This is a genomic window from Desulfonatronum parangueonense (assembly GCF_054656975.1).
On record NZ_BAAHXH010000003.1, the window covers coordinates 1,565,811 to 1,588,808 of the forward strand.

Annotated in this window: 18 protein-coding genes; 15 read left to right on the forward strand and 3 right to left on the reverse strand. The window is 59.1% G+C overall.

Features of this window, described 5'->3' with window-relative positions; all coding sequences use genetic code 11:
- Window positions 1–293: 293 nt before the first annotated feature.
- Genes ACYQ15_RS07220 through ACYQ15_RS07230 form a run of 3 tightly spaced genes read left to right on the forward strand, consistent with a single transcriptional unit; the run spans window position 294 to window position 1,553 of the window.
- Window positions 294–545 carry an AbrB/MazE/SpoVT family DNA-binding domain-containing protein gene (locus ACYQ15_RS07220; protein ID WP_459936849.1) on the forward strand — a complete coding sequence of 84 codons (252 nt, stop codon included), beginning with the start codon at window positions 294–296 and terminating at the stop codon, window positions 543–545.
- Window positions 539–949: a type II toxin-antitoxin system PemK/MazF family toxin gene (locus tag ACYQ15_RS07225; RefSeq protein ID WP_459936850.1), complete on the forward strand. Its 411-nt coding sequence runs from the start codon at window positions 539–541 to the stop codon at window positions 947–949. Before ACYQ15_RS07220 ends, ACYQ15_RS07225 begins: the two co-directional genes overlap by 7 nt.
- 52 nt (window positions 950–1,001) lie before the next feature.
- Window positions 1,002–1,553: a hypothetical protein gene (locus ACYQ15_RS07230; RefSeq protein WP_459936851.1), complete on the forward strand. Its 552-nt coding sequence runs from the start codon at window positions 1,002–1,004 to the stop codon at window positions 1,551–1,553.
- Window positions 1,554–1,721: 168 nt separating this feature from the next.
- On the opposite strand, the gene ACYQ15_RS07235 is transcribed toward ACYQ15_RS07230, so the two are convergent.
- Window positions 1,722–3,881 (reverse strand): PEP/pyruvate-binding domain-containing protein, encoded by a 2,160-nt coding sequence (locus ACYQ15_RS07235; RefSeq protein WP_459936852.1) that lies wholly within the window; start codon window positions 3,879–3,881, stop codon window positions 1,722–1,724.
- A gap of 1,080 nt (window positions 3,882–4,961) precedes the next feature.
- On the reverse strand, window positions 4,962–5,303 hold the full coding sequence (locus ACYQ15_RS07240) for a hypothetical protein (protein ID WP_459936853.1): 342 nt from the start codon (window positions 5,301–5,303) through the stop codon (window positions 4,962–4,964).
- Between the two features lie 270 nt (window positions 5,304–5,573).
- Between ACYQ15_RS07240 and ACYQ15_RS07245 the strand changes: the two genes are divergently transcribed.
- The 12 genes from ACYQ15_RS07245 (at window position 5,574) to ACYQ15_RS07300 (ending at window position 18,737) form a co-directional block, all read left to right on the forward strand.
- Window positions 5,574–6,284: an ABC transporter ATP-binding protein gene (locus ACYQ15_RS07245; RefSeq protein WP_459936854.1), complete on the forward strand. Its 711-nt coding sequence runs from the start codon at window positions 5,574–5,576 to the stop codon at window positions 6,282–6,284.
- Window positions 6,260–8,926 carry an FtsX-like permease family protein gene (locus tag ACYQ15_RS07250; RefSeq protein ID WP_459936855.1) on the forward strand — a complete coding sequence of 889 codons (2,667 nt, stop codon included), beginning with the start codon at window positions 6,260–6,262 and terminating at the stop codon, window positions 8,924–8,926. Before ACYQ15_RS07245 ends, ACYQ15_RS07250 begins: the two co-directional genes overlap by 25 nt.
- A 2-nt stretch (window positions 8,927–8,928) precedes the next feature.
- Window positions 8,929–10,086 (forward strand): lipocalin-like domain-containing protein, encoded by a 1,158-nt coding sequence (locus ACYQ15_RS07255; RefSeq protein WP_459936856.1) that lies wholly within the window; start codon window positions 8,929–8,931, stop codon window positions 10,084–10,086.
- Between the two features lie 256 nt (window positions 10,087–10,342).
- A complete protein-coding gene (locus ACYQ15_RS07260; protein ID WP_459936857.1) occupies window positions 10,343–11,293 on the forward strand; it encodes a prenyltransferase in 951 nt (316 codons plus the stop codon).
- A 463-nt stretch (window positions 11,294–11,756) separates the two neighbouring features.
- A complete protein-coding gene (locus ACYQ15_RS07265; RefSeq protein ID WP_459936858.1) occupies window positions 11,757–12,140 on the forward strand; it encodes a pyridoxamine 5'-phosphate oxidase family protein in 384 nt (127 codons plus the stop codon).
- Window positions 12,141–12,322: 182 nt separating this feature from the next.
- Complete coding sequence (locus ACYQ15_RS07270; RefSeq protein ID WP_459936859.1) at window positions 12,323–12,595, forward strand: DUF4242 domain-containing protein; 273 nt, start codon at window positions 12,323–12,325, stop codon at window positions 12,593–12,595.
- Between the two features lie 361 nt (window positions 12,596–12,956).
- The gene (locus tag ACYQ15_RS07275; RefSeq protein ID WP_459936860.1) at window positions 12,957–13,739 is read left to right on the forward strand and encodes a DUF1295 domain-containing protein; all 783 of its coding nucleotides are present in this window, start codon (window positions 12,957–12,959) and stop codon (window positions 13,737–13,739) included.
- A 48-nt stretch (window positions 13,740–13,787) separates the two neighbouring features.
- Entirely contained in the window at window positions 13,788–14,036 is a 249-nt protein-coding gene (locus ACYQ15_RS07280) for a DUF4160 domain-containing protein (protein ID WP_459936861.1), read from the forward strand.
- Window positions 14,037–14,050: 14 nt separating this feature from the next.
- Window positions 14,051–14,338: a DUF2442 domain-containing protein gene (locus ACYQ15_RS07285; protein WP_459936862.1), complete on the forward strand. Its 288-nt coding sequence runs from the start codon at window positions 14,051–14,053 to the stop codon at window positions 14,336–14,338.
- Window positions 14,339–14,359: 21 nt separating this feature from the next.
- Entirely contained in the window at window positions 14,360–15,418 is a 1,059-nt protein-coding gene (locus ACYQ15_RS07290) for an SAM-dependent methyltransferase (RefSeq protein WP_459936863.1), read from the forward strand.
- Window positions 15,415–16,707, forward strand: a complete 1,293-nt coding sequence (locus tag ACYQ15_RS07295; protein WP_459936864.1) for an NAD(P)/FAD-dependent oxidoreductase — start codon at window positions 15,415–15,417, stop codon at window positions 16,705–16,707. The genes ACYQ15_RS07290 and ACYQ15_RS07295 overlap by 4 nt, the downstream gene beginning before the upstream one ends.
- A complete protein-coding gene (locus tag ACYQ15_RS07300) occupies window positions 16,704–18,737 on the forward strand; it encodes a DUF1365 family protein (RefSeq protein ID WP_459936865.1) in 2,034 nt (677 codons plus the stop codon). The genes ACYQ15_RS07295 and ACYQ15_RS07300 overlap by 4 nt, the downstream gene beginning before the upstream one ends.
- A gap of 35 nt (window positions 18,738–18,772) precedes the next feature.
- Here the strand turns inward: ACYQ15_RS07300 and ACYQ15_RS07305 are convergent, their stop codons facing one another.
- Window positions 18,773–22,975 (reverse strand): DEAD/DEAH box helicase, encoded by a 4,203-nt coding sequence (locus ACYQ15_RS07305; RefSeq protein ID WP_459936866.1) that lies wholly within the window; start codon window positions 22,973–22,975, stop codon window positions 18,773–18,775.
- Window positions 22,976–22,998 lie beyond the last annotated feature (23 nt).

Sequence of the window (22,998 nt, forward strand, 5' to 3'; positions counted from 1 at the left end):
CATTTTGAGGAAACAACCGACACCGCTGAAGATTAACCACGGGGATCACGGGGGGCACGGGGAACATATTCCGTAAAAATCTGGTTCTTTCCCCGTGATCCCCGTGTGCCCCGTGGTGAAACAACTTTGTTTCGCCGACGCAAAGTGGGCATTGTTTTCCAGACCTTCAACCTGCTGCTCACGCTCCTGGAAATCGCCATGCGCCTGCGATTCACCGTCCATCTCTTTTATTGACCAGTTGATCAAAAAATGTTTAAACGTATGTTTCAACATTTTGTATGGGAGACTAGTCCATGACCGAAGCTGTTTTGGGGATCAAGAAATGGGGCAACAGTCTTGGGGTGCGGCTGCCTTCCGCCGTGGTCAAGGCCGTAGGCCTGCGAAAGGACCAGCTTGTTTCGGTACGGGTGGAAGAACAACAGGTGATCATCTCCCCGTTGCCGGAAAACGAGCCCAGCCTTGAAGAACGTCTGGCCCAGTACGACCCGCAGCGTCACGGAGGTGAAGTCATGATTGCGCCAGCAATCGGTGCGGAACAATGGTAGCGGTCCAAGCCTCGAATCCCGAGGAAAACGTCCCAAAAGAATTCTGGGCGCCCCGGCGTCAGGACGTCATCTGGATCGACTGCAACCCCCAAGTGGGGCAGGAAATGCGCGACGTGCACCCCTTCCTCGTCCTTTCCCCCAGGGCCTTCAACGCCAAAACCTCTCTGGTCATCGGTCTGCCCATGACCACAGCGGAATACAACGCCGACAATCCATTTGCTGTTGCCGTAGGTTCCGTTACCCGGGGCGGAGGTCGAAAAATCAGCTACGTCCTCTGCCATCAACCCAAGTCCTTCGACTGGCGCTTGCGCAAAGCAAAACCGCATCCCCTGGGAAAATTACAGGCCCCGCTGTTCCATACCGTCTGCCAGCGTTTGAATCAGATCATCCAGTTACCCGCCTGACCGGCTCTCCCCTTCAATCCGCCACCTGCACCGCTGCCCGATGTAATTGTTCATGAAGCGTTTATCCCTGTTCGATTTGCCCCTCAACTCCGCGCAGGATTTGAAAGGCCCAAGGTTTTGGTGGGAAATCCGCTACAAGTCGTTGTTCAAGCAGGCTGTAGCCGACTTTGTCCGCATGTACGATGTGGAGCCCATTTTTCATTTCTCATACCCACAACATCAGGTTTTCCTCTCCGAGCCAAGCAATCCCGTATTTATCGACCGGGTCTCAGGGCAACTGACCGATCAACAAGGAAGAGACATATGGGAAGTGGATTATGGCCAAGTCAAGGCTTTTCGTCCCCAGGACGTCGCGCCCCAGATCTGTGCGCTTATTTCCGGGACTTCAAGCCGGGATGGCTGGCGGCCCATGGTCATGGGGGAGATTACCGTGCCGGAGGATGACCTCGAGAACATTATCCACGAACTAGAAAAATCCGAGGACACGTTTTCCTTGCATTGGCCGACGTTCAAGGGACGATACGTGGTCCGCGTTTTCGGACCGCCCGAACTGCAGGAATCGCTTCGGTATCGTTTTTGTAACTGCTCAGCACAGAGTATGTGATTGACCTCCGGCAATCGGGGTCGGGGTCGGAATCGGAATCGGTTTCGAGAACGTTGAAGCTCCCTCCGCACGGATTCGCGTCCGAACCCGATCCCGATACCGATACCGACAGGGATACCGAACTGTGCAACGGCAGCGTATGTTGGACAGTTACGTTTGCGTTACTCTTCACTTCTGAAACACCACCGCCCCCTTGAACCCATCCACCAGCAAGAGATCGCCGGAGCGGATATACTCCGTGGCTCCGGTCACCCCCGTGACGCAGGGCAGGCCGTATTCCCGGGCGATGATCGCGCCGTGGACCAGCATCCCGCCGCGACTTTCCACAATGGCCGCGGCCAGGGGCACCACGAAGGACATGCCCGGGTCCATGGCCTCGCAGACCAGTATTTCCCCACGCTGGAACGCAAACAATTCTCCAGGTTCACGTATCACCCGAGCCGTGCCCCGGGCCAATCCAGGCCCGGCGGGCTGGCCGGACAAGGTCGTGCTTTCGGCGGTGGACGACGAGTCGGTCTGGCTGTTCGGCGCACTGCGCCCTGTAGGGCTGGCCACGTCCAGATATTCAACCGGAACTGCGTCCAAGGTCTGTTGCAGGTCCGGCAGGTTTTCTCGGGTACCCAGCCTTTGCCAACCCTCGGCCACAGCCCGGAGCAGCTCACCCTGCAGCCGCCCCAGGGCCAGGTTGTCGTTGTCCCGGATTTTGTAGGCTGCCCGACCCAAATCCAGCACCTGACCCGCGAATTCCCTGCGCGACTCCGGAAACGCCTCCAAGAAAAGCCGTTCCAGCTGATCCCGCCCGCTGCCGCGGATTCCGTCGCCTTCAGACTGAGGATTGGGTTGGGGCTTGGTTGCCAGTTCCAGAACGAGGTTCACGACCCCTCTTTCGCCCTCGGTGCACCATGCCGTGGAGCAGAGCAAGGAACCGTGACCCTTCAGAAACCTGGAGAACAGCTCCTGGAAGTCGCGATCCGCGGGTTCCAGACCCTGTTCCAGGCTCCGCCGCAGCTCCGGATTCTCGCGGACCTTGGCAGCCAGTTCTTCCAAGGCGTTGTTGCGTTGCACCGCCTCCAGGTCCGTATTCCTGAGCAGGTCGGTGAAGGCGAAAGGATCCTCCGGCCGCAGCGCATCATTGTAGACCATGCCCAAAAGCCGCACCCCATGAGCCAGGGGGATGAACTTGGCCCAGTAAATGTCCCGCCAGTGAGTCATGGCAGTCTGGCGGCGAAGGATCTCTTTGGTCAACGCAGCGTCATCCAGCCCCCCAAGATCAATCCCCGCAAGAACCGCGCTTTCCTGTTCCAAGACCGGCAGCAGCTCATCTTCCACCTCTCGGCGCAGGGCCCTCAGGTTCTCGAAACTGCGATGCAGGCTGAGGTACCAAGGCCTTTTGTCTTCGCCCTTCCAGGACGTTCCTTGGGCCAGGTTGGTGGTGATGGGCCGCGACTGCAGGCAGTACAGCTCCGAACCGCGAAGGGTCCACTCCACGTCCTGGGCCTGACCGAAATGGGCCTCACAGGTCCTGGCCAGCTCCCAGACGCGGCCGATTTCTTCGGACTGGGGCAGTCGATCCCGGTTCAAGTTCCATGGTCCAGGCTGCACCTCCAGCACCCTGCCGGTTTTTCCGTCCAGAATCCAACGGGCCGGCTGCGTGGAGCCGTCCACCAGGGCCTGGTTCATGCCCGGCACGGCTTCGATCACGCAGCGGGTGGCATCCGTGGGATCAGCACTGAAGATGACCCCTGAGCACTCACCCGAGATGCATTCCTGGACCAGCACGGCCATGGCGCTGGTCATGGGGTCCAGTCCCAGCTCCCGGCGGTAGAGCAAGGCCCTGTCCGACCACAGCGAGGACCAGACCCGGACTATGGCGCCTTGCAGGGCCAAAGTCCCACCAGGGCCGCCGGGCAGCCCGACATGGGACTCATGCAATCCGGCAAAAGAGGTGGCCCCGGTATCCTCTCCGGGAGCAGAGGAACGGACTGCCATGGATTCCATGCTGGAAAGCAATCCTAGAGCTTCGGCACCCAGCTCGGTCCAAAAGTCAGGGAGTTCAGCCTTCAGAAAGAGGCTCCGGATATTCAGAGCCAAATCCCAGATTTCTTCCCAACGCATATCCTCCAGTCGCTTGCGGGCCAGCAAATTCTCGATGGCCACATCCACCCCGGTATCCTTCACAAACTGCTGATACGCCTCCACGCCCAGGCCCAGGGAGGCAGGCACATGTGCCCCGGTTTGCCGCAGAGCAGCCAGGGCACATGTTTTTCCGCCAAACCGAGCGATCATTTCTGGCGATATTGCATCAATGGGAAAGAATGCGATGTTCACGAGTTCTCCTTGCAACCCTGCTTCTATATGGTTTTCCAAAAAATTTGTTCTCTGTCAGGTCGCAACAATTCCAGCACAATAGATGCCGGGACAATCAGGGCATGCTCCCAGGCGGAGCTGCACCAATCGAAATCGTGATCGAAATCGGATGTAGGGGCGGTTCGCGAACCGCCCCTACGGAAGGCCGTGCATCCGCATGGGGTTGCCCAAGGTGCCCATCGACCTTCAACCTGTTCTGAGCCATCCCTCCTATCAGAAATCGATTTCGATCACGATTTCGATTTCGATACCGATTTGAAAAACCCCGAGTATAGGAATTAATCTGCCGTGTATGCTTTCCGGTGCTACCTGGACACACATGGTCCCTTCGTTCTAGGATCTTGGCCATAAAGATTGGAGGCATCTACTCAGAACATTATGTTTCCGCTCTTGTTCCGGCAATTGGGGTCGGGGTCGGAATCGAAACAGGAAAAATATAGAACGCATCCCATTGTTTACGATCCCGATCCCGATCCCGATTCCGACAATAGCATTACTTTGTGCTGAATAGTTACGATTGGAGAAGACCACCATGCCCTCCCCCCACTCGCTCCATGCCGGAACGTTGACCATACAAAGCAGATTGCCGTCATCCCTTGCAAGCTCGTCAAGTATGGATTCGGCAGCCTTCTTGGTCAATTGGGCCTGGCCGAAGTCTTCTGCCGTAACGTGCCCTTTGCCTGTCTGCCTTCGGCCCATTACCGCTACGTCTGCCACCTGGACCAGGGCGCCTGTCCCTGCCTCCAGCCATTGATCATTGAGTGTGTAGTGTGGAAGTCGCCTTGACCATTTGGATGTCAGGGCAAATATTGAGAAGAGATGCTGGTTGTCCTATGTCAGTCAAACCCATCTGGCAGCTAAAATAAGACGTGAAAGGAACGTTTAGATGTCGTCGGCGGGAAGAGAACTATCGAGGTTAAAGCAATCTAAGCAGTGTGACGATTAAAACCGAATCTTCTTACTGCTCGCAATCAAAGGTGCTCGTTTTATTCTCACGCGAGCTCCACGGACCCCGCGTGAGAATACAAAACCTTGGATGATCTAAATGGCCTTGTTCAGGGCTTCCTCGGGAGTGAAAACGACCTTTTTTGCGCCGCCTTCAGAAACGGTAGAAAATTCACCAAATCCATCCAGATGGGCTTTGGCCCCATTGAGCAGTGTGGTGGCAATAACGGCCTTCATGGCGTCATAAACCATGTAAGCCTCTTCCTCAGCGGAAAACTTGTCCGGAAAAGCGGCCTGCAGGCTACGGATCATGGTTTTGGTAAAGCCTTCCGGCAATCCATGCACTCGCTCACGAGTGACTTCCAGATCCGGAGGTGTGATCTTGCATTGGTCATCTGCTTCACTTAAACATACATCAGGATAATCAAAGTTCACCATGACAACCTCCAAACTTTTAAAGGTTTATGGAAATTAATAGGTTAAGAGTGTGAATATATATCCGGAATAATGTCACCTTTTGTTTTGTCAAGCGAAAAGACAGATATTTAGCAACTGACTGCATAAACGGATGAAATGAGACGAAGGTGTTAGTTGATACACCGCTCTCTGAACTTCAAAAAAACAAATCGCACCGTTTCAAAAAGTGATTCTCCGTCGATTTTCCATCCTGTACTTGAATCAACAGCCCAAATCCGTGCGAACAATTCCATGTCCTTCATCACCCTGAACGCCGTAACCCGGCTCTACCGCACCCCCACGGAAGACGGGACAACAGGCCAGGCCGGGGTGCGTGACATCTCGGCATCCATCGATCGGGGCGCATTCACCCTGCTCAAGGGCGTCAGCGGTTCGGGCAAATCCACCCTGCTTTCGTTGATCGGCGGCTTGGACCGGCCGGACTCCGGCAGGATCACCGTTGACGGCGTGAACCTGGAACGAGCCACGGAGTCGCAGCTCGACCTGTTTCGCCGACGCAAGGTAGGCATTGTTTTCCAGACCTTCAACCTGCTGCCCACGCTCACGGTCCTGGAAAACGCCGCCCTCCCCGCGGCCCTGGATCACCGCAACGAGGCCCAGGCCAGGGACGCGGCCCGGGGCCTGCTGGCCTGGCTGGGTCTGGAGCATCGCCTGCACCACACCCCGGATCAGCTCTCCGGGGGGGAAATGCAGCGCACGGCCATAGCCCGGGCCTTGATCAACGATCCACCGCTGATCCTGGCCGACGAACCCACCGGCAACCTGGACAGCCGCAGCGCGGCAACGGTCATTGAGCTGTTGGGCACCCTGGTCCGGGAGCAAGGTCGGACCGTGGTCATGGCCACCCATTCCGACCAGGCCGACGCCGTGGCCACCCTTGAACTGCGCCTGCATGACGGCCGATTCTGCGGGGACGCATGCCCCAGCCTCTCCGATTCCTGAAATTCTTTGTCCGGTTCAGCCTGCGGCATGCCGCCCGGCAGTGGGCGCGGACTCTGGCCGTGCTGCTGGGTGTGGCCGTGGGCGCGGCCGTGTTCGCCAGCGTGCGTTTGGCCATTGACGCCTCAGCCCAGAATTTGAGCCAGGGCATGGACCTCATTGCCGGAAACGCGGATGTGGTCGTCACCGGTCAGGGCGGTCGGATTCCCGCGGCGCTGACCACGCCGATTCTCTCTATCCCCGGCATCCAGGCCGCGGTTCCGGTGGTGGAACGCATCCTGGCCCTGCCCGATCACCCGGACATCACCATCCGTCTGCGGGGCACGGACCTGATCCTGGAAAACCGCCTCCGCCTGGGCAGTCAGGCGGCCCTGGACGTGGATTTCAGTCTGCTCACCGAACTGCTGACCCGGCCCTGGACCATACTCCTGGGCCAAGGCGCGGCCTCGCGCCTTGGCCTGACTCGGGGCGACACCGTGACCCTGCAGGGCCCATCCGGACCGCAAGACTTTCAGATTGTCGGATTGATTCCCCTCCGCGGCCTGGGCCGGGCCGAGGACGGCTTCATCGCCGTGACGGACATCGCCGTGATCCAGGAATTTCTGGCCGCTAGCCCCGCGGATCTGGACATGGGCGGCGGGGCGGACCGGATCGACATCCGCTTCGCGCCCGGCCTGACTTCCGAACAGCACGCCCAAATCCTGACCGATCTCACCGCCCTGCTGCCCGTCCAGGCCACCCTGGCTCCGCCTGGTCAACGCCGGGACTCCGGCATGATGCTCATCTCCGCCTACCAGGAGAGTCTGACCCTGATTTCCTTTGTCAGCCTGTTCGTGGGCGCTTTTCTGATCTACAGTCTGGTTTCCCTGAATGCCGCCTCCCGCCGCCGGGAAGTGGCCATCCTGCGTGCTTTGGGCGGCCCGCAACGCCTGCCCCTGGCCATTTTCCTCGGAGAAGGGGTCATGCTCGCCCTGCTGGGCCTGGTGGCGGCCCTGCCCCTGGCTCTGCTGTTCACCCCCAGAGCCGCGGACATGATCAGCCGGACCATCGACGACCTGTTCCTGCGTCTGCCCTCCGCCACTCTGCATCTGGCCCCCTGGGAGGCCGGGCTGACCATGGCCGTGACGCTGGCCGTGGCCATCCTGGCCACCCTGCATCCGGCCTGGGAAGCCAGCCGGGCCACCCCCCGCGAGGCCCTGGCCATGCTGGCGGACACACCGCGCACAGGCCAGAACCGCATGCTGACCATAACCGGGCTCTGCTTCCTTGCGGCATCGGTGCCCCTCTTTCTCCTGCCCGCCTGGTTCTCGGTGCTCTGGCCAGCCTACCTCGGCGTTTTCCTGCTCTTTGCGGGGACCGCCTTGCAGACGCCATGGCTCCTGAGCCTGGTTGCGACCCGATTGGACGCTGTTCTGGCCCGAATGCCCGCACGGCTCCCGAAATGGCCAGACCTAAAGCTGGGGCTGGGCATCGCCCCGTCGGCCAGACTGGCCTGCGGCTCCCTCCGTCAGGCCGGACCGCGCACATCCATTGCCGTGGGCGCGTTGATCACGGCCCTGGCCCTGTATGTCGCCCTTTCTGTGATGATCCACAGTTTCAGGACCACCTTTCTGATCTGGGTGGACAACACGGTCAGCGGGGATGTCTTCGTCACCCCGACCAATGCCGAAGCCAACGAATACCGGGACACCATTCCTGAAGAGGCCCGGGCTTGGATGCTCGCCTGGGCCGAGGAGAACCAGGGACGGGCCCTGCCCTACCGCCGGGTCTACCTGGAGGGCGATGGTTTCCCGTATCAGTTCGAAACCATGGACTTTCAGGCCTTTTCCGAGTTGGGCAGCTTCCTGTTCAAGCGCGGCGACCCATCCCGGGCTCTGTCCCAAGCCGCACTGGGCCACGGGGTCATCGTCTCCGAAACCTGGGCCGTGCGCCGGGGGAAAAAGGTTGGCGACCACTTCCAGGCGGTTATCGAGGGGATTGCCGTGAATGCGCCCATTCTCGGCATAGTCCGGGACTACCGGACCAGGGGCGGTGTTGTTTATCATGACTGGCAGACGTTTGTGGACATGGGTGGAGATACGCGCTGGGAAGGGGTGCGCCTCTATTTTCCCTTGGCCGAGGATCCCGAGGTCGCGGCCGGGGAATTCCGATCCGCCCTGGCGGTCCAGCCCTTTGCCCAGGGCCTGGATATCACCACCGGAGCCAGCCTGCGCCAACTGGTAACCGACATCTTCACCCAGACCTTCGGCATCACCGCCCTGCTCATGGCCATTGCCCTGATCGTGGCCGCCGTGGGCGTGGCCACAACCCTTGCGGTGCGGGTCCTGGAACGGCGCAAGGAGCTGAACACCCTGCGCGCCCTGGGCGGCTCGCGAGGCCAGGTGCGCGCCCTGATCTATTGGGAAGCCTGCCTGCTCGGCCTGGTGGGCGCGGCCCTGGGCCTGCTCTGCGGATTCGTTCTTTCCGTGGTCTTCATCGAGGTGATCAACAAGCAGGGCTTTGGCTGGACCTTTGCCTTTGCCGTGAACTGGCCGCAGCTCGTCCTGGTCCTGCCGGGGTTGCTGCTGGCGGCGATCCTCGCCGCTGTCCCAGCAACCTTTCTGGCCCTGAATCAATCTCCGGCCGAGGCCCTGCGGGAGCGCTGAACATGTTCCGGCTCACGTTTGTTTTCCTTATGGCTCTGCTCATCCTGCCATCGGCTTCCAGCCACGCAATCAAGATGGAGCATGGCTTTCCGACGATCACCGGCCCCTGCGACTTCTCGTTCCCCAGGGACCATGGCGAGCATCCAGACCATCGCATCGAGTGGTGGTACTATACAGGCAATCTAAGCACGAACGCGGGACGATCTTTTGGCTTTCAGCTGACCTTTTTCCGCAGTCGTCTCCAGCCGCCGGGATCGGAGGAACAGCCGACATCGCCTTCCTCCTGGCGGACTTCCCAGCTTTATCTGGCCCATTTCGCCGTCAGTGATTTGGAAGACGAAACGTTTCGGTACGAAAAGCGCACAGTGCGTGGCGCCATGAACCTGGCCGGAGTGGAGCAGGATGCCGACCAAGTTCGCATCCACCTGCGGGACTGGTTTGCCACGATCACCCCGGATGGCCATTTTCTCTCGGCTTCAGCCCCAAGTGTCGGTCCGTACATGGGCCTTGAATTGCACCTTATGCCCCTCAAACCCATCGCGGTTCAAGGCGAAGGTGGGTACAGTCGGAAAGGATTTCAACCGGAATCCGCCAGCTGCTATTATTCCTTCACCCGACTTCAGGCCCAGGGCACGGTCCGCGTTGGCGGGGATGCATTCGCCGTCACCGGGCAGGCCTGGATGGATCATGAGTATTCCTCGAATCTGCTGGAGGAAGGGCTCACGGGGTGGGACTGGTTCAGCATCCAGTTGAATAACGGCTGGGACGTGATGGCGTTCAGACTGCGACCGGAAGATCAGGGGACGGACCACGCTGGATGGTCCAGTGGAAGCCTGGTCAGCCCGGAAGGCCATGTGACGCCTCTGGGCCCGGACCAAATCGAGTTCACCCCCTTGCAGACCTGGACCAGCCCCGCCAGCGGGGCCACCTACCCCTTGCACTGGGAAATAGCCATTCCCTCAGCGGAACTCCGCCTTCGCATCACGCCGCGCATGCAGGACCAGGAGCTGCTCTCAGAGCCCGGCACCGGCGGGGTGACCTACTGGGAGGGTGCCATCAGCGTCCAGGGAACACGAAGCGATCGTCCCGTCTCCGGACTGGGTTACGCGGAGTTGACCGGCTATGCCGGACCGATCCCGCTGGGGCCGGCCGGACAATGATTTTTGGGTTCAGAAACGGTAGCCGGGCGGAACAGGTTGACAGTGACGGACGATAGGCTCCTTGGGCAACACCATGCGGATGCGCGGCCTTCCGTAGGGGCGGTTCGCGAACCGCCCATAGTCGGCACCGGAATGAATGCCGTGTACCCGGAAAGTGTCAACATGTATTTCCATCAGAACGAACCATCCCCAAGATCCAGTAGGGGCGGTTCGCGAACCGCCCCTACTTCAACCAAGCGATGTCCAAAGACAAGCAATGCATCCTGATCAACCCGCCAAGACGCTCTTGACTGACGACGCACCTCGTGGTTTCCCCTGGTCATCCTGGCTCCAGGCTGCCCGATTGCCATCCCAGCTGTATATCTTTTGGCCGCTGCTGCTGGGGCAGGCCATGGCCTTTCAGCAGGGAGCGCCCATGAATTGGGCTGTTCTGCTGCTCTGCCACGCCTACGGCCTGACAAATCAGTTGTTCATCGTTTTCGCCAATGACGTGGCGGACGTGGAGACGGACAGAGCGAACACGACCTTCACCATCTTTTCGGGCGGTTCCAGGGTGCTGGTGCGGGGCCTCTTGCCAAGAAATCACCTGGCCATAGCCGCTTTAGTCTGTGCTCTGCTCGCCCTTCTGAGTGGGCTCGTTCTGCAGGTTTTATCGGGAACGTGGCAGCCGCTGCTTTTGATCATTGCCGGTCTTTGGCTGTTATGGGCGTACAGTTTTCCACCGTTCCGCCTTTCCTATCGAGGTGGAGGAGAATTCCTCCAGATGCTCGGTGTGGGCCTTGTCCTGCCATTGATCGGGTATACCGCCCAATCTGGAGGCATGTCCGGATTTGGGTGGGCTTTCCTGGTTCCGGTGCTGCTCTTGTCCCTGACCTGCGCCATGAGCACGGCCCTGCCTGACGAGCCTTCGGACAGGAAATCCCGAAAACGATCCAGCGCGGTCCTGTTGGGGACCGGAACCAGTCAGTGGGTCATATTAGGGATCAATGCAGCAGCACTCTCTTTCCTCCTGATGACTCCATTCTCCGGCACGACGTTTACGGAGAGAGCCCTGATCTCCGGCTTGGGCACGGTCGTATGGCTGACCAGCCTGGGCTTCCTGGGCTCCCGTCCGGGCAGCCGTGCCCTGACGAAATTTGTTGCCTTGCAGGTAAGCCTTTTCCTGGTTGGCCTGATCGGGCTGACAATGGTCCTTTTGACTTCCTGATCGCAAAACGGAGCGCGGTGCAACCGCCCTCCCCCTGAACGCCCAAGAGCATGGCCGGATCCAGGAGGAGTTGGCGAGGCGGACGGAAAGTATACAGCCTTCCTCGCTTGCAAATACATGAACGAGTTTGCGACCGAGTACGGTCACAATGCGGTATTCATTACCAGCAGAACTGAGAGGCTGACTACGACTGATGGAAAGTCGACATGTCGAGATCTGCCTGTCCTGGAGAGTTCTTACGGCGATGCGGCCCAGAACTGGCGGTGCCATTGGAGAGTGTTTTTCCTCGACTGCCCCAAAATCATCAGATAGGATCGGGATAACGATTGAGTTGAAAGTCATTTCCTGCTGCGCATACGGGACCTAAAGGGCAAAGCCCCAGGACGGTTAGGAACGTAACTGAGACGCGTTTTTTGGTGGACAGACGACGATAAAATGAGATGCTAACACACAAGGAGAGAACATGGACTTAAAGACTTACTTTGATGAAACACACGGTATTGGAGTGCTGTCAACTGCCGACGCTTCTGGCGCGGTCAATGCCGCCATCTACGCCAGGCCGCATCTCATGGAGGACGGCACTCTTGCCCTGATCATGAACAACAAGCTGAGCCACAAGAACGTCTCAGAAAATCCCAAAGCCCATTATCTTTTTATCGAGAGCGGGCCAGGCTACAAGGGCAAACGTCTGGCTATCACAAAGCTGCGCGAAGAACAGGACAGCGAACTCATGTTCGAGCTGTGCCGGCGCTGCTACCCAAAGGAGTTGGAGCCGGAAGGAAAAATCCGATTCCTTGTTTTTTTTCGTATCGACAGGGAGTTGCCTTTAATCGGCAGCCAAGCCTGAGCCAAACTGCGACCTATTTCTTACGGTGGAGATGCCTGTCACCTGGGTGCAAGAGGCTGGCCCGCTGACTATACCAAGAGAATTTCACTCCGCTCATGATTTTAACCGTATTACGAGAAAACTGGCGTCCTGATAGAACGAAGTGCCCCTTGTTCAAACTTCAACAAACAAGGAGAAAATCAATGCCAAAGTTCGTGATTGAACGTGAAATCCCCGGTGCAGGCAACCTCACGTCGGAGGAATTGCAGGGCATTTCTCAGAAGTCGTGTGGTGTCCTGGGAGAGCTCGGATCTCAAATTCAATGGGTTCACAGCTACGTGACCGACGACAAGGTGTACTGTGTTTACATCGCTCCAGACGAAGCCTCTGTTCGAAAGCATGCTGAGATGGGAGGATTCCCAGCAAACGCCGTTTCAGAGGTTCGCTCTGTAATCGACCCGACTACCGCGGAGTAAGTCGGCTTTCTTAATAGGCAGGGGGCTGGACTCAGTCAGCCCCCTGCCCATTCATTCACAATGCATAACCATTCACAGCTATTTGGGCTGGCGGGGTATCCATTTGGCGCAGGTTGCCGTCCACCCTCGCGGCTTGATAACACAACATGGCGGCGAGGGAGCAAAATGTGTTATTGTCGCCTGCAAAGACAGAGCGCTTCCAAAGCTTCTTGGGAACTATCCTCGTGTGCTTGCAGGACAGAGGCCCGTGCCCCTGGAGATGCCTGCCATATGGGAGCAAGAGACAGGAGAGATTGCTTGCTTTGACCTGATGGAGTGTCGTTGTATAGTTAACCAACCTTTTTAAGGACAACGGTGAAACATGACGATATTCTCTCTTCTCGGAACGACCCTGCTATACATCGTTCTGCTCATGCTTCTGGCCTGGGTGGTTTCGCTGATCCGGGGCAAGGCCTGTGTGGTGGATTCCTTCTGGGGGCTGGGCTTCATTGTCGCTGCCTGGACCGCGTATATCCAGGGACCAGGGACGTCCCGCGGCCTGCTGGTGGCTCTGCTGGTGACCATCTGGGCTGTACGTTTGATCACGCACATTACGCGGCGCAATTGGGGCAAACCGGAAGACCGCCGCTACCAAGCCATGCGTGATTATCATGGGCCCAGGTTCTGGTGGGTCAGCCTGTTCACTGTCTTTTTGCTTCAGGCGGTCATTCTCTGGCTCGTGGCTCTGGGACCGCTACTGGCCCAGCTTGCGCCGCGACCGGAGCACCTGACCTGGCTGGACGGCCTGGGAGTGCTGATCTTTGCTGTTGGTTTCACCTTCGAGGCCGTGGGGGACTGGCAGATGAAGCGGTTCAAGGAGGATCCGAACAACGCCGGCAAGGTCATGGATCAGGGACTCTGGGGCTACACCCGGCACCCCAACTATTTCGGGGAAAGCCTGGTCTGGTGGGGGATCTTCTGCATCGCTCTGGCCACCCCCTACTGGTGGGCGGCCTGGATCAGCCCGGTTCTGATCACCCTGCTCCTGCTCAAGGTCTCCGGCGTGGCCATGCTGGAAAAAGACATCGCCGAGCGCCGCCCCGGCTACGCGGTCTACAAGCGCAAGGTGAACGCTTTTATCCCCGGATTGCCGTCAAAATGGTGATGATCAGGAGTTTTCCAGTATCACCCTCCAAGGAGGTTTTTTTGATTCATGCCCGAAATATGTAGATTCCTGGGTATCGTGATCACAATGTACTTCGATGAGCACAACCCTCCGCATTTCCACATAAGATATAATGATTACAGGGCATGCATGGAGATTCAATCTTTGAATGTCATAGCTGGAGCAATTCCCGCAAAAGTGCGTGGCCTGGTTGAAGAGTGGGCGGAACTGCATCAAAGGGAACTCCTGGAAATTTGGGAGTCCCAGGAGTTCAGAAAAATTGATCCCTTGGTTTAGCAAAGGAGGCCGTTATGGAGTGTGTCTACCTCAAAGACGCGCAATATGTCGACGATTTCAGAGTATTCCTCAGATTCAATGACGGAAAATCCGGAGAGGTTGATCTGAAAGATATTGTTCACAAGCATGCCATTGCCGCCCCCTTGCGAAAACCGGAGACGTTTTCACGGTTTTACCTCGATTCATGGCCGACACTCGCTTGGGATTGCGGATTCGATATCGCCCCTGAAAAACTCTACGAGATGTGCAAACCTCAAGCTTTACCAGACGGCAATTCAACCGCGCTGCATTGCCGTCGATGATGTTGGTTGTCACCATCACCCATGCATAATCTCATTTCCTTGGCCGAACACGGCCGCCTGCCTGATGCCTTGATCCGCCTGGGCATTCGTCAGCGCCATGCCGAGGTGCTGCGTGGGCTACGTGGTCCGGATGCCGTTGCGGAACTGGAGCGGAAATGGGCCTTTATCCGGGCCATGGATGTTGCGCCCGTGGCCCTGGTACCGGAGGCAGCCAATGACCAGCATTACGAGGTTCCGCCGGACTTTTTCCGGCTGATGCTCGGTCCGGCCATGAAGTACAGCTGTTGCCTTTTTCCGGAACAGGAAGGCATGCCGTCTGATCTGGCCGGTGCCGAAGAGGCCATGCTGGAACTGGTTGCCAATCGGGCCGGTCTCGTGGACGGCATGGATATCCTGGAACTGGGCTGCGGCTGGGGCTCCCTCTCCCTCTGGCTGGCCAGAAAGCATCCCCGCTCCCGGATCACCTCTGTCTCCAACGCCCGGAATCAGATCGACTTCATCAACACCACCGCCGCCCAGTCCGGCCTGACCAACGTCACTGCCCTGCGCGCGGACATGAATCACTTTCAACCGGATGGCCGGTTCGATCGGATCATCAGCGTGGAGATGTTTGAGCACATGCGCAACTGGCGGCTGCTCTTGCAGCGGATCGCCGGCTGGCTTCGCCCGGATGGGGGCGCATTCCTGCATTTTTTCAGCCACGAACAATATGCCTATCTCTTTGACCAGGGATCGGATGACTGGATGGGTCGCCATTTCTTCTCCGGCGGGATGATGCCCTCGGACGACCTGCTGCTCTATTTTCAGGAGCACATGCTTGTCCGGGGTCATTGGCGGGTCAACGGCCGCCATTATGCCCGCACTCTGGAGGCATGGCTGGGGCAATTGGACGCCCGTCGTGATGAGGCCCTGCATGTTCTGCACGGCGCCCTGCCGACTGACAGTGAAGATTCAACTGAAGTCGCTCTTCAGCGCTGGCGGATATTCCTGATGGCCTGCGCCGAGCTGTTTGCCTGGAATCGGGGCAATTCCTGGTTCGTCTCCCACTATTTCCTTTCCCCAAGGTCCAGCACCGCATGACCAGACAAAAAATCGCCGTTGTCGGGGCCGGGGCGGCCGGGATCGTGGCGGCCCATTATCTCAGTCGCGCCCACGAGGTCCTGCTTTTCGAAGCCGCCCCGCAACTCGGCGGCCACGTCCAGACCGTCATGGTCCCGGACGGAGTCAATGAAGGCAGTGAAAACCTTCTGCCCGTGGACATGGGCTTTATCGTCTTCAACGACCGTACCTACCCGAACTTTCTGCGCTTCATCGCGGAGCTGGGCGTCCAGGCCGCGCCCACGGAGATGTCCTTTTCCTATAGCGACCCGGCAACCGGCTTTGCCTACGCCGGCACCAGCCTCTCCGGGCTCTTCGCCCGGCGATCCAACCTGATCGACCCTGCCTTCTGGCGCATGCTCCTGGCCCTGCGCCGGTTCTGCCGCGCCGTCACTCAGGACCTGGAGCAGGATCGCCTGGGCGAGGAAACCCTGGGCCACTATCTGCGGGCCAACTCCTATCCGGATGTCCTCTTTGACCGCTATCTCGAACCCATGGTTCAGGCCATCTGGTCCGCGGAAAGCCGTGCCGCCCGGGAATTTCCGATCCGACGCTTCACCCGCTTCTTCTCCAACCACGGCCTGTTGAGCATCAGCGGCGGTCCACAATGGCTCTACCTGCAGGGCGGCAGCCATACCTACGTCCAGGCCTTTGAACGCAATTTCACCGGAACCATCCTGCTGAACAGCCCGGTCCAGTCCGTGACCCGAACCCCCACAGGGCCGGTGCTGCAGGTAAACGGGGCAGAGTGCGCCGTGGACGCCGTGGTCATGGCCTGCCATGCGGATACCACCCTGGCCTTGCTTACGGACGCGGACGACCTGGAACGGGAGTGCCTCAGCCCCTGGCAGTACGTGCCCAACGACGTGGTCCTGCACACGGACGCGTCCTTTCTTCCGCCCAATCGCAGGGCCTGGGCTTGCTGGAACGTGATCGCGAATGCAGAGATCACAGCTGCCGCAAAGACACTTCCGGACGAACGGGTCCAAGTCCACTACTGGATGAACCGCCTCCAGAACCTTGTCGCCCAAAACACCCATGTGGTCACCCTGAACCCGCGTCGACCAGTACCCCGGGTCTTGCAGAACCGCCGCATGGAACTGCGCCACCCCCAGTTTTCCATTCAAGCCCTGCGTGTTCAGCTCCGCCTCGCCGAACTCCAAGGCCGGCGCGGAACCTATTTCTGCGGCAGCTATCACGGCAACGGCTTTCACGAGGATGCCGCGGCCTCTGGTGTGCGCGTGGCCCAAAACCTGGATATCGAGGTATGAACTCCCGCATCATCCCCGCCACCGTAGCCCACAAACGCCTTGCTCCCAAAGCCCACGCCTTCCAGTACACCTATCTCTGCCTGCTGCTGGATCTGGAGGAACTGGAGGAGCTGGACAGTTCCACCCGCCTTTTCGGCCTGAACCGGAACCGGGCCTTTTCCATCCGCGACGCGGATTACCTCACTTCCGGGCCGGAGCCCATCAAGAGCAAGCTGACAGCCTTTCTGGCCGCGAACGGTCACGAGCCTCCGGCCACGGATTCCCGCATTCTGCTGCTTACCGCGGCTCGTCTATTCGGCCAGGTCTTCAACCCGGTCAGCTTCTATTTCTGCTTCACCCCACAGGGGCAACTGGAACTGTGCATCGCCGAAGTGAACAATACCTTTGGCGACAAGCACGTCTACCTGCTCGACCGGCCGGACAAGCCCAATGTCTTTCCGGTGACGTACCAAATGGCCAAGGCCTTTCACGTCTCCCCATTTTTCGACATGGAGGGCGAGTACGTCTTCCATTTCGGCAACATCCAGAACGAACTGGACATCTCCGTTACCCTGCGCAAGCAGGGACAACCCGTGCTGGAAGCCACGCTCCGGCAACGCGGTCCGGCCCGGGAACTGACCGACTTCAACCTCCTGGCCGCCTGGGTCAGGCATCCTCTGGCCCCGAACCTGACCTACCCGCGCATCCTGCGTCAGGCTTTGGCCATGTATCTGCACAAGAGGCTGAACGTCTTCTCCCGCCCCGAACCAAACAATCCGATGACCATCCGCACCATGCCCGAGCAATCATCATGGCTGAATCGCACAGCCCAGCGCTTGATCCTCTGGAACTTCAGCAAGATTCACACGGGAACGCTGCACATGCACCTCCCCGACGGAACCCATCGGGTCTTCGGCGGAAAGCGCCCCGGCCCGATCTGCACGATGCACGTCAAGGCCCCCTGCTTCTTCTGGAATCTGCTCAAGGGCGAAGACGTGGCCCTGGGGGAAGCCTATACCGAGGGGCTCTGGACCACGGACAATCTGCCGCGGTTGATGCAACTGCTGATCATGAACATGGGCCGGATGGCCTATTTGGAAGATCTGGGGCGATTAGGCCGGATTCTGCATCGAAGCATCGTTCTGGCCAGAAAGGCCATCCCGACCAACTGCCGCACCGGCAGCCGGATCAACATTCAGGCCCACTACGACCTATCCAACGACTTCTTCCGACTGTTTCTTGATCCGACCATGACCTACTCCTGCGCAGTTTTTGACGACCTCCCCGGGCGGCTGCTCTCCCCGGCCCCCGTTTCCAGCCAGGAACTGCTCCAGGCCCAGGAGCGCAAATTCCGGATGATTGCCGAATCCCTGGATTTACGCTTGGGCGCGGAAATCCTGGAAATCGGGTGCGGCTGGGGCGGCCTGGCCTGTTTTCTGGCCGAGAATTTTTCCTGCCGAGTCCATGCAGTAACCATTTCCCGGCAGCAGTACGACCATGTCCAGACCCTGACCCAGGAGCGTGGTCTCCAGGACCGGGTCAGCGTCCTGCTGGAGGACTATCGCAACCTCCAGGGAAAGTTCGACGCTCTGGTGTCCATTGAGATGCTGGAGGCCGTGGGGCATGCGTATCATCCCGGATTCTTTCAGACCATGGACCGCCTGCTCAAGCCCGGGGGCAAGGCCTGCCTCCAGACCATCACCATCCTGGATCAACGCTACGACACCTATCGCCAGACCCAGGACTGGATCAGCACCCACATCTTTCCCGGCGGTCTGTTGCCGTCCCTGACCAGAATCACCCAGGTCCTGGCCCGGCACACCTCCCTGGCGGTAGCCGACGTCCGGGACATCGGCCCGCACTACGCGTTGACCCTGAAAGCCTGGCGCGAGCGGTTCACCGCCAACTGGGACCACATCGCGGCCCTGGGCTTTGACGAACCATTCCGCCGCACATGGGAATACTACTTCGCCATGTGTGAAGCCTCCTTTGCCCAACGCCATATCCGAGACCTGCAGATCGTTCTGGATAGGCCCTTGTATTACGAATAGCCGCTCTCGGATTCTCCCATCAAGTCCGATCCAGCTCACTCCCTGAGCAACGCCAGCATTTCCTCCAGGGACAACTTGGCCCCGCTGTCCGTGCCTTCCAGGAGGCTGGTGGCCAGGTCGCGTTTGTGGCGGTGGAGGTCGAGGATTTTTTCCTCGATGGTACCCTTGGTCACCAGCCGGTAGATGGTCACCGGGCGTTGCTGGCCGATGCGGTGGGCTCGGTCCGAGGCCTGGTCCTCCACGGCCGGATTCCACCAGGGATCCATGTGGATCACGTAGTCCGCCGCGGTGAGGTTCAACCCGAAGCCGCCGGCTTTGAGGCTGATCAGAAAAAGGTCCCCTTCCCCGGCCTGGAACGCGTTCACCGCGGTCTGGCGCTGTTTGATGGGCGTGGAGCCGTCCAGGTACTGGTAGCGTACCCCGCGCTGGTCCAGATAGTCGCGGACCAGTTTGAGGTGGCCCGTGAATTGGCTGAAGACAAGGGCCTGATGCCGATTTTCCAGGAGTTCGTCCAGGATCTCGCCAAAGACCTGCAGCTTGGAACTGGTCGCCCCGTTGCCGGGCATGACCAGTTCCGGGTGGCAACAGGCCCGGCGCAGGCGCATGATTTCGGCCAGCATCCTGATCCGTTGCTGGCCGGGCTGGTCCGCGGGTTCGGACATCTTGTCCAGGGCACTGCGCCGAATGGCCTCGTAGATGGCCGACTCCTCCGGGCTGAGTTCCACGGGCAGGACCACCTCGGTCCGGGAAGGCAGTTCGGCCAGGACCTCGCTTTTCAAGCGCCGCAGGATGAACGGTCGAATCAGGTTTTTCAACCGCCGCTTGGCCTCGTTGTCCTTGTTCTGTTCGATGGGCACGGCGAATTTGCGATTGAACCGCTCCATGGAATTCAGCAGGCCGGGATTGATGAAATTGAACAGATTCCACAGCTCGCCCAGGTGGTTTTCAATGGGTGTGCCCGTGGTGATCATCCTGAACCCGGCGGGCAGGGCCATGGCCGCCCGGGAGCGTTTCGTGAAAACGTTCTTGATGGCCTGGGCCTCGTCCGCGACAATGGTGCTCCACTCCACCTTGGCCAACTGCTCGGACTGGGTCTGGAGCAGGCCGTAGCTGCACACGATGAGATCAAAGGGCCCGGCCTCGGTCAGCATCTGTTCCCGTGCTCCGGGACCGAAGCGCAGCGGCCGCAGACTGGGCGCAAAACGGGCGGTTTCGTCCATCCAGTTGATGCACACCGATGTGGGCGCCAGGACCAGGGTCGGCCCGAGTTTGGCGCGGGTCAGAATCAGGGCCAGAGCCTGAATGGTCTTGCCCAGTCCCATGTCGTCGGCCAGGCAGGCGCCGGCGCCCCAGTGCGCCAGCCTGGCCAGCCACTGAAATCCCTCCACCTGGTACTCCCGCAATTCGGCCCGCAGGGTCGTGGGAACCTCCGGGGTCAAGTCGCGGGACTCCCGCAGGCGCCGCAAGAGATCTTTCCAGGACCTGGTCGCATCGACCCGCATGCCGTGCAGCACGTCTTCCATGGCCGGCGCGGCCAAGGGGTTGAACCGGCCGGCATCGCTGTATCCGCGCACGGCGTCCAGGCGTTTGCGCAGATCCCGGGTCAGGCTCAGAAAGTCGCCCTCCTCCAGGCGAATGAACCGTCCCGGACTCTGTTCCAGCAGGGCAAGCAACTGCGCCATCTCCAGGACCCGACCGTCCTCCAGCTGCAATTCCCCTTCCAGGCTGAACCAGTCCTTGCGTTGCCGAACGCTGATCTGCATCCTGCTCGTGTCGGCTTCCGGGGCCATCTTGATCCGCTGCCCCTCCGGCCATTCGAGAACCACGGCCTCGCCCAGGTCCTGCAATTGCAGCAGCGTCTCCAAGGCTTCTTCCGAATCCTCGATCAACCAGGACCAATTGGCATCCGGATCCAGTATCAGGCAGCGTTCCAGGACCATCTTCACAGCGAACTGTTCGGCCTGGATGTCCCGAATGGCACAAAATTGACGTCCGTCCACCTCCGCAAAGAGGGTCTTGCCGCCTTCTCCGGGGCGGATCAGCAGATTGCCGCCGGCAATGGGCCGCAGAAACAGTTCCACGCCCAGCCCTCCATTGATGGGGCGCAAGCGGATCAGCGGACGCGAATCCGCGGCCACTTCCTGGGCCTGTCCCGGGCTGCCGCCGATATTGGAGTGGACCGCCAAAAGCGGCGCAATCTCGGCAATGCTGGCAAGAACCTTCTCTTTGGCCGAAACCGGAACGGTCAATCCCTTGGGTCCCAGAATGTCCGCGATCTTCAGATGTCGCTCATCAAAATGGACCAGACGCAGACGATGCCGCGTCTCTTCCAGGCGAACAATGGTTCGACCGGCAACAGGCGTGGGATCAATGCGCAGTCGCAGCTTCCCCTTTTCCTCCAGAACCTGCAGCACTGGTTCGGACTTGATCAACTCCACCGGGCGCTCCGGATCATCCTCCCAGAATATCAGGGGGTGCCCGACCGCCGCCAACAAGGCCTGATCCCAGCTCGAAATGGAATAACCAACACCGTACCGGCTTGCGGCAATATTTCCGAACGAGGCTTGAGAAATACGCCGGTCATGGTCCGTCAAGGAGGAAAAATCCTCTGGTGAATCATGCAGCCGATACGCGGAAACATTCTTCCCGGTGGTCCACTGGCCGTTCTTTTTCCGCTTCTGCTCCCTGGGGTCCAGATAACAAATCGCGCCGACGCACCGCAGCCGCCAGGTCATGCGCGTCTCGCCGCCGCCTCCCCGAGTACCGAGAGTTCCTGTTGATCCAATATTTTTCAGGGCATCCAGAGCCATTTCCCAGGATGCCTTGGGTTGCAGGAGTTCTGAAATCGAGACCCAGTGCTCATTTTCCCGGGGATCAACGGTTTGCTCCCTGTTGCTCTCTTTGTCGCTGGCCTTGCTGCTGTTCCGGCCCAATTTCCTGAGCAGGATCTCCGCCTCCCTGGCATACCAGAGATATCCTCCCTTCGGAGCGATGTGATACAATCCGGACAAGACTTCCAGTTGCCTGTCAATGGAATTCAGTCCCAGCCAGGTCCTGACCAGAGGCCGGAACAAGGCCAGATACGGTTGATCTTCCAGGTAGTACGTACCTGCCAGATCCTTGCAGACAGATGCCTTTTTTTCTCCCAGCAAGACCTGGGCGGCATCCGTGAGGGTCGCAAAGACGGCGGCATATGGATCAGGCATCTCCTCCTTGGCCATGAACCCGGCCTGCCTGGGTATCAGCCGCAAAACCTCCGGCTCGCCCCGGCGCAACAGGCAAAGGTTGTGGAAGATTCCGGGCATGGCCGGTATCCGCAGATTGCGTTTGCGGGTTTCGCGTTTCATGATGAGCAGGCAGGCATCGAAAGCCTCCATGGCCTGATCGTATTCCCCCCGCACGACGTGCCACCACCCCAGCAGACTCATATCCGTTGAATTCTGATCACTGACCAGCAACTCCCGGGCACTTTGAAGGTCGTTTCGAATGAGATACTGCTTGGCCAGGACATGTCTTGGTCCGGAATTGTTTTGGGCCATCTTCGGAAACCATTCCCGGGCCAGTTCAAAATGCGCATTTCGAGGAGTCAGATCCTCCATGCCCTTCCTCAAAGAGGTTCCCAGAACCTGAAACTTGAGCATGTCCGGCAGTTGCTCCATCCAGGAGCGATTCAGAGGATAAAGGCACAGTCCGGCAAGCTGATCAACCTTGTAGGAAGGCAGAAGATCCCAAACCTCGTAAACGCCTGAGTTGTCGCGCGTCATGCCCTGATAACCTCTGCTGATGCCGCGCATTACATCCTGATATTTTCCCAGATACAGATCCGTTCGCAAGCGATAATATTCTTTCGTAAAATCCATGGGACTGTTCCAGGAAAAATCAGGCAGGGGAAAAAGCCTGGACACAACCCCGTGCACCTGCGCGTACTTTTTTTCCTGAGCCAGGGCGCGAGCCGGCTCTTCCCGGATCATCTCGGCGCACTGGATGCGTGCACTTTTGACGGAAAGCAGATGCAGGCGCTCCATTTTTGCCTGCCATGCCTTGTTGACCGTTTGATGCAGCGGCTTTCCCCGATTGTCCCGCCATTCAAGATGCAACAGTATTTTCTGTAATTCCGTGATGGTCAGGTGCTTCCAGGACACGCTCAGGACTTGCAGAATACGTTGGTCATCCGGAGACAGATGTTGGAGGTTGGCAAGGAGGGTTTCCTGTTTACGCTGGTATTCGCTCAGATTCATGGTGCAGTGGTCCTCGGATGAGA